Annotated in this window: 7 protein-coding genes (1 of these 7 cut by a window edge); all 7 read left to right on the top strand. The window is 55.1% G+C overall.

Going from position 1 to position 10,000, the window contains the following annotated elements:
• Positions 1-1,514: the 3' portion of a hypothetical protein gene (locus tag ENN40_00325; protein ID HDP93797.1), read on the top strand. 415 nt of this gene lie to the left of the window's left edge; the window shows 1,514 of its 1,929 coding nt (coding positions 416-1,929); its start codon lies off the left edge, out of view; the stop codon is at positions 1,512-1,514.
• An 8-nt stretch (positions 1,515-1,522) separates the two neighbouring features.
• Positions 1,523-2,701 (top strand): aminopeptidase P family protein, encoded by a 1,179-nt coding sequence (locus ENN40_00320; GenBank protein HDP93796.1) that lies wholly within the window; start codon positions 1,523-1,525, stop codon positions 2,699-2,701.
• Entirely contained in the window at positions 2,698-3,624 is a 927-nt protein-coding gene (lipA, locus tag ENN40_00315) for a lipoyl synthase (protein ID HDP93795.1), read from the top strand. Before ENN40_00320 ends, lipA begins: the two co-directional genes overlap by 4 nt.
• Positions 3,625-3,650: 26 nt before the next feature.
• Positions 3,651-4,388, top strand: a complete 738-nt coding sequence (locus ENN40_00310; GenBank protein ID HDP93794.1) for a metallophosphoesterase — start codon at positions 3,651-3,653, stop codon at positions 4,386-4,388.
• Between the two features lie 61 nt (positions 4,389-4,449).
• The gene (locus tag ENN40_00305) at positions 4,450-5,493 is read left to right on the top strand and encodes a hypothetical protein (protein ID HDP93793.1); all 1,044 of its coding nucleotides are present in this window, start codon (positions 4,450-4,452) and stop codon (positions 5,491-5,493) included.
• Complete coding sequence (locus ENN40_00300; protein ID HDP93792.1) at positions 5,480-7,531, top strand: lytic transglycosylase domain-containing protein; 2,052 nt, start codon at positions 5,480-5,482, stop codon at positions 7,529-7,531. Before ENN40_00305 ends, ENN40_00300 begins: the two co-directional genes overlap by 14 nt.
• A 154-nt stretch (positions 7,532-7,685) precedes the next feature.
• Complete coding sequence (locus ENN40_00295; GenBank protein HDP93791.1) at positions 7,686-9,746, top strand: M3 family peptidase; 2,061 nt, start codon at positions 7,686-7,688, stop codon at positions 9,744-9,746.
• Positions 9,747-10,000: the final 254 nt, after the last annotated feature.

The following is a 10,000-nucleotide window of genomic DNA, read 5'->3' as shown; positions in this document are numbered from 1 at the left end:
ACGAAAATCTGCTGGCTTACAATCGCATTGATGTCAAGGAGTTTGAAAAATCCCTTCGTCGCGAAATCGTGCGCGACAAATTCGAATCCCTGTTAAGCGCAGGCCTGGCGATTCCTCCCGATCATTTAGAGGACCTCTATCACCGCGAAATGGACAGTGCCGAACTGGATGTGATCCGCTTGAGCCCGGATCGCATCAAACAGGAAATCCCATCACCCGATACAGAACTTCAGGCCTTCTACAATGCGAACAAACCACTGTTTAAAAGCCGGGAACGCCGGGCCGGCACCATTGTGGCCTTCCAATTCAGCGATTTTGAATCGGAGGTGACAGTCGACCGCAAGGAAAAATTCGATTACTACAAGGAAACCCGCGAAATGTTTAAAATCCCGGAAAAGATTCGGGTTTCCAGGATACTGCTCGAATACGGCGAAGATGATCGTGAAACAGTCTTGACTGACGCCCAATCCCTGGCCGACAACGTCACCGCAGACACATTCGCCGCCACGGCCAAAGAACGCTCCCAAGGCGAGAAGGCAACTCAGGGCGGTGACTGGGGACTGCAGGCATGGCGCACGTTGACCGCCCAGGAGCAACGCATCATCAACAGCCTGGCCCAGGGTGAGATATCCACTCCGGTGGATACCGGCGATGCGTTTTCCATTCTTCTGGTTACAGAGAAATCCTCGGAAAAAACCTCTGACTTCACTGAAGTATCTGAACGTATTGATTCGATTCTGAAACAACGCAAGGTCAACGCCCTGGTCAGAGAAAAACTGGAAACCGTACACAACCGCGTCGCCAAAAGCGAGGATCTCGCCGCTGAATGCCGGGCCATGGGCATCACCGCTATTCAGACCAAAGCCGTGACCAATGGAGAAACCCTGGAAGAACTCGATGACATGGGCATGATTTCGCGCAAACTCTTCAGCATGGAAGAAGGAGAAACCGCGTTTCCGGTGGAGTTCGGTAAAGGCATGGCCATTGTTCGTCTGGATCGAATTGAAACTCCCGAGGTCCAACCCTTTAATGAGGTCAAAGAGAAAGTCCGGGAAAAATACGTCCAGGCACGTCGGCTGGTACTGCTGCAAAAGCAGGCCGTGGAGTTGATGCAGCGTCTCAACTCCGCGAAAAACGAGGATGCGCTCAAGGCATTGTTGCAGCGCCGCGACCTGGAGATCGAGCCGGTAACGTATAAACGTGGAAACCGCCTCGCCGAAATGGCGCTCAAACCGGGATTAGATGAGCGGATTTTCGCCCTGACGCCGGGAAGTTTTGCCGAACCCATTGCGTATGAAAACGCAGTCGTCATGGTACGGCCCACTTCCATCCACGTGATGGCGGAAGAAGATTTCAAGAACAGCCGCGAAGCTTTTTACCAGCGCAAGCTGCAGGAGCTGCGCAACCGGATTGTGGCCTCGTTCATCTATCAGAAAAGAGAAGAGTACGACATCCGTTTTAATCAGGATTTATACGAAAAAGCCACAAACAAGGCCATGTCGAGACTGAACTAGGAGGCCGGATGGTACATGAGAAGCTCTGCCAGTCCGTTGATATCCTGAATGAGATCGGAGTGGATTGCTGGATGACCGTGGACCAGGAGTCCGGGGTCCTCTCGGATCCGGTCATGGATTTCATTGTCGGTACCGGCGTGACCTGGCTTTCCTTTTTCCTGGTTTTGGCCAACGGAGAAACACATGCCGTGGTGGGTAACCTTGACGGCGAGAAGTTCCAGCGCCTCAACCTCTTCCGTTATGTCCATACTTACCGGGATTCTCCAAGGGAAACCCTGGTTGAAATCCTGGACAAGTACAATCCGCGCAACATCGCTTTGAATTATTCACTGGATTCCGCCGCGGCAGACGGGTTGACTCATGGAAAATTCCTGAAACTCGAGCAATTGTTGGCCGAAACTCCCTATCCCGACCGCTGGATAGCGGCGGAACCGGTGATCGCGGCATTGCGGGGGCGCAAATCCGAAGAGGAAATCCGGCGCATTCGCAAGGCCATTGATATCACTTTGGAAATCTACGATCAAGTCACCCGCCAGGTGCGTCCGGGTTGGACGGAACGACAAGTGGCCGAGATGATCACCCAGGCCCGATTGGAGCGGAATCTGGAACCCGCCTGGGACGAAGAGCACTGTCCATCCGTGTTTACCGGCCCGCAGGAAACAGGGGCCCACTCCGGTCCAACGGACCGCCTGCTGGAGCGTGGCCACGTGTTCAACACCGATTTCGGCGTCCGGGTGGACGGATATTGCTCGGACCTGCAGCGGACCTGGTATATGCTGAAAGAAGGGGAAACGGAAGCACCCGAGACCGTCATCCACGGATTCGACACGATCGTCGGATCGATCAACGCCGCCTTTGATTGCATAAAACCGGGGCTTCGCGGCGTAGACGTGGACACGATCGCCCGCGAATACATCATTTCGCGGGGGTATGGGGAATACCCGCATGCTTTGGGTCACCAGGTAGGTCGCGACGCGCACGATGGCGGCGCCTTGCTGGCCCCGGCATGGGAACGCTATGGGAACCTTCCTTTTGCGCCCCTGGAAAGCGGACAGGTTTTTACCATTGAGCCCAGGCTCTACTTGAAACACCACGGCGTGGTCACCATCGAAGAAATCGTGCAGGTCACCCCTGACGGCGCCCGCTGGCTTTCCCGGCCCCAGAACCGTCTCTATCTGATCTCATGAAAATCATTGGCGACTCTGCCCGGGAAACGCACAGGCGACAAAACAAACCCCGCTGGCTCAAAGCCTCGATACCGGGGGGAAGAGAATTCACCCGTATCCAACGGGCCCTGGATCAGCGTGGCCTGCATACCATTTGCCGCAGTGCCCGTTGCCCCAACATCGGCGAGTGCTGGAACCACGGACACGCCACCTTTTTAATCATGGGCGAACATTGTACCCGCGATTGCCATTTCTGCGCGGTACCGCACGGGAGCCCCCGCCCCCTCGATCCCGATGAGCCGGCGAAACTGGTCGAGACCGCCCGCGTCATGAACCTGCGCTATGCGGTAATCACCTCCGTCACCCGGGATGATTTGTCTGACGGCGGCAGCAGCCATTTTGTGCGGGTCATTTCCACCCTGAAGAGAGAAATCCCCGACCTCCTGGTGGAAGTGCTCATTCCCGATTTCAGCGGAGACGAAGCGGCGCTGAATCGCGTTTTGGACAGCCAACCCCATGTGCTCAATCACAACATTGAGACCGTCCGTTCACAATACCGGCGGGTGGGCAGGCCATTGGAGCAATACGAACGTTCCCTGATGCTGTTGCAACGGGCAACGAACCGAGGGGCGATCACGAAATCAGGAATCATGGTCGGCCTGGGTGAAACCCGGACTGAGTTAAGGCATTTGTTTTGCGAGTTGTTTAACCGGGGGGTATCCCTGCTGACCATCGGCCAATACTGCCAACCCACCACGTCATCCGTTCCAGTCGAACGTTACTATGCCCCCGAAGAGTTCGGGGAACTGGAATCCGAAGCATTGAAAATGGGGTTTTCCGCTGTGGCCTCGGGACCATTGGTAAGAAGCTCCTATAATGCCCGTGAACTCTACGAGACGCACCGGGACGGCAAAAAGCCACCCATAAAGAACGGGGGGGGGTAAATGAAGACCACCCCGCGGGGAAAACGGTGAAATACCTTATTTTCAGCGATATCCACAGCAATCTGGAAGCATTCGAGGCCATGTTGGAACACCCCGCGGCCCGCAAGGCATCCCGTTTCCTGTTTCTCGGAGACCTGGTGGGATATGGCCCCAACCCCAATGAGGTGATCAGTCGCTTTCGCAAGCTCGATGTATCCAGCCAGGTTCGCGGAAACCATGACAAGGTCGTGGCTGACCTGGAGTCATCCTCCCTTTTTAACCCCGTTGCCGCATTCTCCGCCGAATGGAGCAAAATCCAGGTGAATACGGATAACCAAGCTTATCTGAAACACTTGCCCAAGGGGCCGGTAATGGTTGAGCGATTTATCACCCTCTGTCATGGATCCACGTTTGACGAAGATTATTATGTATTCTCTAATTTTGAGGCCGCGGAATCCTTTAAGTTCATGGAGACAGCCATCGGCTTTTTCGGGCACACGCATTTTCCCGTTATGTACCTGATGCGCAATGAAAAAATCCAATCCGTGCCCCTGAGTGAAAAATGCCGCATTCGATTGGACCCCAACACTCGCTACCTCATCAACCCGGGATCTATCGGACAACCCAGAGACAAAAATCCCATGCCCAGCTTTGTGCTTTTTGATGCGAATAAGCGCGAGGTCCAGTTCATACGCTTCTCTTATGATTATCGAAAGACTCAGAAAAAGATTCGCGGCGTCGGCCTGCCGGAAATCCTGGCAAGCCGGATTGAATCCGGGATATAATGGTAAACGAAAAATGAACCAAACTGGCCATATCGCGCCGGAAACGCAAAGGAGGCCATCCATGTCCGCAGACAAAATCAAGCGACTGATTGAAACCATTCTCAATGAGAAAAAGGGGCTTGTCGTGGCCCAGGTTCACGAGATCCAGGAAAGCATCATGCAGCAATTGGAAAGCATCAAGAAGATCCATGGATTTGACGCTTTTCAGGTTCCCCGGGATTTGGTCCCCCCGGTTACAAACGCCGACAACGTGGTCAAGTTGATCCATGAGCAAGTGATGGCCATTGCGGCCTCTGAAAACCAGTTAAAGTTGATATCCAATCTGCTCAACGCCATCAACCTGTTTTCCAGCCGTTCCGCCCTCTTTCTACTTCGGGATGACAAGTTGGTGGGATGGCGGGGAAAGGGATTCGACGATCACGACAGCAACGTAAGCGACAAAGAGATAAAAACCGTCTTTTTTTCCCTTTCAGCGGACACGGTTTTCCGGCACGTGCTGGAAAACCGCAAGGCCTATTCCGGCGCGCCGGCACCCCGTGGAGATGACCACCTGATCTTCAGCCGATTTGGGGGAGCCGCTCCCAAAGAAATTGTGGTGTTGCCTTTCTTTGTCAAAGGAAAGCCCCAGGCTGTCATTTACGTGGATGCCTTTGAAGGAGACGCGAAGATCGGCCGCAAAGAGATCGAGATCTTTGCCAAGACCGGAGAAATGAGCCTGGATCTTTTGCCCCTGCGTCAAAAGATCCTGGCCCGGGTCAAAACCCAGGAGTTTATCGGCGACTCTGAACCCCAGCCCGAACCCGACACCGCCGCCGACTTCGTCCCCGCCACCAAAAAGACCAAAGGCCCCTCCCTGCTGAGTCACGATCCTGAGCGCAAAGCCAGGGTGATTCTCAATGACATTATCCTGTACAATCAGAAAGCGGTGGAAGACGGAATTGAAAGTGGGGATCTATACGCCGCCCTGCGCGACACCATCGACCAGGCCCGCGAAGAGTTCATACGCAAACATGACGAAATGGAAATTTTTGAAACCCAGCTGATCAAGATCCTGGCCAAGGGGAACCGGGGCGTATTAAAGGAATACCCATTTGAGGCGATTTAGGTTCCGGTTTTTGCGCTCCCTGCTGCACCTGGAGTTGCTGCTCGTGGTCTCCATGGTCGCGGCATGGGGGGTATATCGCTTTGTTCCCGCCCCGGCTCCGATTGCAGCCGAAAAGCTCAATCCCCACCTGATTAGCAACTATCAAATCCTGCGCGCCGTCAAGCGGCAGATATCACGCCTTGATGCCGATACCGGCGAACCGGATTGGCAACAAAAACTGGTAAGCCTGCCCGCCACCCGCCCGGAAAAGCCGTTCCTGCAGGCCATCATGCGACTGGAACAAGCCCGAAAACTGCAAAATCGCGAGATTCCCGCCCAAATGCCCCGGTTCCTGCGAACAATATCCAGCCGAAATCCTTTTCTGTGGCAAGAAAAAAACGAACTCATCTATCGCTGGCTGGATCATTCCCGGCAATACGCCAAAATGGCGGAACGAAACCAAATTCACCCGCCGCGTTCCCCAGCCCTGCGTATCCGTGTTCTCAAAGCACTTGCGCGCACTGAAGGAGCTGATGCCGCATCTCCGCTTTTGCACGAACTGTTTCCCCGGACTTCGCTGGGAAGGATTCTGGAAGGACTGCCCATAAAACTGCAGCGTGAACTAAAAACAGCCGTCACGACAAGAGACTGGGAAGCACGCTTTCAGCACCTCGCCGGACTGGGGCGGTGGTCCCAGATCATCCAGGAAGCCCGCAACTGCACGGACAACAACATCACCCAGTATTATCATGCCGCATATCAATACCGTCGCCGTCACTTCAACCAATGTCGCCGGCACTTGGACCGCGTGAATCATCCCCGTTTCAGTGCGCGCAAAAAAGCTTTGTGCATTAAAATGGACATCCGCGCCGGGCGGACCGCTGATATCTGGCAACGGATCGGGGCACTGGCGGCTGAGCCCCGAACCCACGCGGATTTGCTGGAAGATGTGGCCGGACTTTTTCTCGTGGACAACCAGTTGGACCACGCCTCCCGCGCCTACACAAAGCTGGTTCAAGTTACCGCAAAGAAAGATACACGCCATTGGAAAGCCTTGTGGGTCAACGCCTGGATCAGAATCAAGCAGTACCGCATAAAAGAAGCACGCCGCCTTTTTCAAAGGGGAACCCACGCGCCTGAACCGGGCTACCGCGTCGCCTCGACTTTCTGGTACCGGCACCTGGGAGGGGAGAAAGAGTTCCCGCTGATCAGCGCGCCTTTTACCTACTATTTCGTGCGCACGGAAAAGGACCACATACCGGGCCTGCAAAGGGGACTGCAAACATTTGCCGCGCGGCTGGATTCAGCAATCGCTCCGGAAACCGAACGCCACCTGCAACGCAGCCTGGCGCTGATGGAATCAGGGCTGGTAAAGCCGGCCCGAAACTATCTCGAATGGGCAAGGGCATCCGTGCCGCCCCATTCAGCGGACGCCGCCCTCCTGACCCTGACCATCTCATTGCTTGAAATACGCCTGAACCGGCACTACCACGCATTCGTGGCTTATCGCAAGGGGTTTCCGGATTACCACGCCATGCGTCTGCCCCGATTCCTGCGTCACATCTTATGCCCGCTTGAATTCACCGAAATCATCGCACGCCACAGCCGCGACCATGATTTGGATCCTTTCCTGGTGAGCGCCCTGATCCGCGAAGAAAGCATGTTTCGGCCCGACAGCCGCTCTCAATCCAATGCCTTTGGTCTGATGCAGATGTTGCCCAGCACCTATGCCCACATCAGCGGCAAACGCCTGACCTCGCGGCTGCGCCGGGAACTGGTCCAACCGGCAATCAACATCCGCTGGGGCACGCGATACCTGCGTCAGTTGCTGGATAAATACGACAACCGCATCTACCTCGCGCTGGCGGCCTACAACGCCGGCGATCACCGCGCGGACCGTTGGTTGCGGCAGTTCGGCGACGTTTCCGAGGAACAGTTCATCGAGATGATCCCTTTCAGCGAGACCCGCAATTATGTCAAGAACATTCTGCGCAACCGTTTCTTTTACGCGTTTTACCATGCCGATGCCTTTGGCGAACGCGATTTTCCCGCTCCTTGACACCCCGGACGCTTTCATTTCCGTTGCGGATCTGCTATATCATGAGTGCCTCCGCCACTCAGGCGGATCGGCCAATTTTTTGAGGAGGTTTGCATTGAGTAAAATCATCTGGATTGTTTTTTGTGCCACGGCATTGTTGTTTTTGTTTGCAACCATGCCTGGATGTTCGTCCTCGGAAGAAAAACCGCAGGAAACGGAGAATCCCTTCTTTACCGACCACGGGACTCCTTTCGAGACCCCGGCATTTGACCGCATCAAGGTCGATCATTACGTTCCCGCGGTCGAGAAAGCCATCAAGCTTGACCAGGCGGAAGTGGATGCCATCATTCAGAACACGGAGGCCCCCACTTTTATCAACACCATGCAGGCCCTGGACCGCACCGGTGAGTCCCTGGAACGCGTGGCGAGTGTTTTTTACAGCCTCATGAGCGCGGACACCTCCCCGGAACTCCAGGCCGCGGCCAAGGAGATCGCGCCCAAACTATCCGCCCACAGCGACAACATCTCCCTGAATGAAAAACTGTTTGCCCGGGTCAAGGCCCTGCACGATCAGGGGGACGAATTGGGCCTGGATGCCGAACAGGCCTACATGCTGGAACACACCCATAAGGATTTCGTGCGCAGCGGCGCTTTACTGAATGATGAGCAGAAAACGCGCATGCGCGAAATCAACCAGCGGCTTTCGCTGCTGGGGCTGCAATTCAATGAAAACCTGCTGAAGGAAACCAACAGTTCCCATATCGTTATCGAAGATGAGGCGGACCTGGCCGGGTTGCCTGAAAGTGTGGTTACCATGGGCAAAGAGGCGGCCGAAGAATACGAGATGCCCGGCAAATGGGTTTATACCACTCAAAGGGCCAGCATGTACCCGTTCCTGCAATACTCCAAAAACCGCCCCCTGCGGGAAAAGCTCTATCGCGCCTACTTCATGCGCGGAGACCGCGACAATGATCACGACAACAAGGCCGTGCTCAAAGAGATCATGCAACTGCGCATCGAGCGCACCGGGATGCTGGGTTATGAAACCCCCGCCCACTTCTACCTGGAAAACCGCATGGCCGGAACTCCCCAGCGGGTGGACGAATTCCTGATGCAGCTGTGGAAACCCGCGCTTAAACGCGCCAAGGCGGAGGCCGCCGAGATGCAGGCCATCATCGACCGCGAAGGCGGTGATTTCAAACTCCAGTCCTGGGACTGGTGGTATTACGCGGAAAAGCTGCGCCGGGAAAAATTCGAGCTGGATGATGCCGAGTTGCGCCCCTACTTTGAATTGGAAAACGTAAAAAAGGGAATCTTCCATTTGTGCAACCAGTTGTACGGCCTGACCTTCGAACCCCGCACGGACATCCAGGTCTACAACAAAGAGGTACAGGTGTACGAGGTAAAGGAAGCTGACGGCAGCCACCTGGGAATCGTCTACTTCGACTTCCATCCCCGCGCATCCAAGCGCGGCGGCGCCTGGAGCGGCGGTTTCCGCGACGGCTGGACCCGCGACGGTAAAAAGATCTCGCCGCTCTCCACGGTTACCGGCAATTTCACCCGCCCCGCCGGCGAGACTCCTTCCCTGCTGAGTATTGACGAAGTCACGACTTTTTTCCACGAATTCGGCCACGCCCTGAACACCCTGTTCTCGGACGGACGTTACCAGACCCGCCATATCCCCCGCGACGCCGTTGAACTCCCCTCGCAGATCATGGAAAACTGGGCGCTGGAACCGGAACTGCTGGCGGTTTACGCCCGACACTACAAGACCGGAGAGGTCATCCCGGACGAACTGGTGGAAAAGATCCGCAAAAGCAGCCTCTTCAACCAGGGGTTCGAGACCGTGGAATACCTGGCGGCCGCCATCCTGGACCAGAAATGGCACGGCCTGACAAGTGTTGAAGACATCGAGGTCAACGCCTTTGAAAAAAAGGTCCTGGATGAGATCGGTTTGATTCCCGAGATCCAGCCGCGTTACCGCTCCACCTACTTCTCCCACATCATCTCAGGCTACTCCGCCGGCTACTATTCCTACATCTGGTCGGGAGTCCTGGACGCCGACGCGTTCGCCGCTTTCAAGGAAACCAGCCTCTTCAACCAGGAACTGGCACAGAAATTCCGCCTCTACATGCTGGAGAAACTGGGGCGTGAAGACGCCATGGAATTGTACAAGAGATTCCGCGGCCGCGAACCCAAAACCGAGTACCTGCTGGAGCGCCGCGGCCTGCTGTAAGATTGATTCGTAGCGACTGTCTTAAAATTCAACCATTTTTTTAATTTTGATTCAGGTGGATTCGCATCATGGCATTGAGTCGGACGAGCAGTTTACGCATTAAAGCGGTGCTGGCGACTTTCTTAGGTTTTCCTTTTTCAATCATTCGATCGTATAGTTTTTTGAAGTCAGTGTCGTACTTGCGCGCGACCCAGGAGGGCATGTAAAGTGCTTGACGTGCATGTTCACGTCCTCCTTGGATGAATCGTTTCCCT

This window comes from Candidatus Aminicenantes bacterium (genome assembly GCA_011049425.1).
GTDB lineage: Bacteria > Acidobacteriota > Aminicenantia > UBA2199 > UBA2199 > UBA876.
Note: the sequence above shows the minus strand (reverse complement) of the source record. Positions and strands in the feature narration are given on the sequence as shown.